This is a genomic window from Azoarcus taiwanensis, assembly GCF_012910885.1.
GTDB lineage: Bacteria > Pseudomonadota > Gammaproteobacteria > Burkholderiales > Rhodocyclaceae > Azoarcus_F > Azoarcus_F taiwanensis.
The window spans coordinates 1-815 of sequence record NZ_WTVM01000279.1 but is presented as its reverse complement, the minus strand read 5'-3'; the positions used below and the strand labels follow the sequence as shown (position 1 = coordinate 815).

Annotated in this window: 1 protein-coding gene; it reads left to right on the top strand. The window is 60.5% G+C overall.

Going from position 1 to position 815, the window contains the following annotated elements:
- A partial coding sequence (locus GPA21_RS20305) for an Orn/Lys/Arg family decarboxylase (protein WP_479686191.1) occupies nt 1-793 on the top strand: 793 nt, incomplete at its 5' end.
- Nucleotides 794-815 lie beyond the last annotated feature (22 nt).

Here is an 815-nt window from a genome sequence, read left to right as displayed (position 1 = left end):
CAAGGTCTGGGGGCCTGACTACCTGGCCGACGAAGGCATCGGCAAGCGCGAGGACTGGATGCTCAACGCCGGTGAGCGTTGGCACGGCTTCGGCAACCTGGCCGAAGGCTTCAACATGCTCGACCCCATCAAGGCCACGGTGATCACTCCGGGTCTCGATGTCGATGGCGACTTTGCCGAATGGGGTATTCCGGCGGGCATCCTCACGCGCTATCTCGCGGAGCACGGCATCATCGTCGAGAAGACCGGCCTCTACTCCTTCTTCATCATGTTCACCATCGGCATCACCAAGGGTCGCTGGAACACCATGGTGACCGAGTTGCAGCAGTTCAAGGACGACTACGACGAAAACCAGCCCCTATGGCGGGTGATGCCCGATTTCGTGGCCAAGTATCCCTGCTACGAGCGTGTCGGCCTCAAGGATTTGTGTGCCCAGATCCACAGCTTCTACAAGGCGCACGACGTCGCCCGTCTGACCACCGAGATGTACTTGTCGGACATGGTGCCAGCGATGAAGCCGGCCGACGCCTTCGCCAAGATGGCCCACCGCGAGATCGAGCGCGTGTCGATCGACGACCTCGAAGGGCGAGTCACCGCGATGCTGGTCACGCCCTATCCGCCCGGTATTCCGCTGCTCATTCCGGGCGAGCGATTCAACGCCACGATCGTGCGCTATCTGAAGTTCGCGCGCGACTTCAATGCTCGTTTCCCGGGCTTCGAGACCGACATCCATGGTCTCGTGTGCGAAGAGAGAGACGGAAAGAAGACCTATCACGTCGATTGCGTGGCATGAAGATAAAGAGGCGGCACCCGCA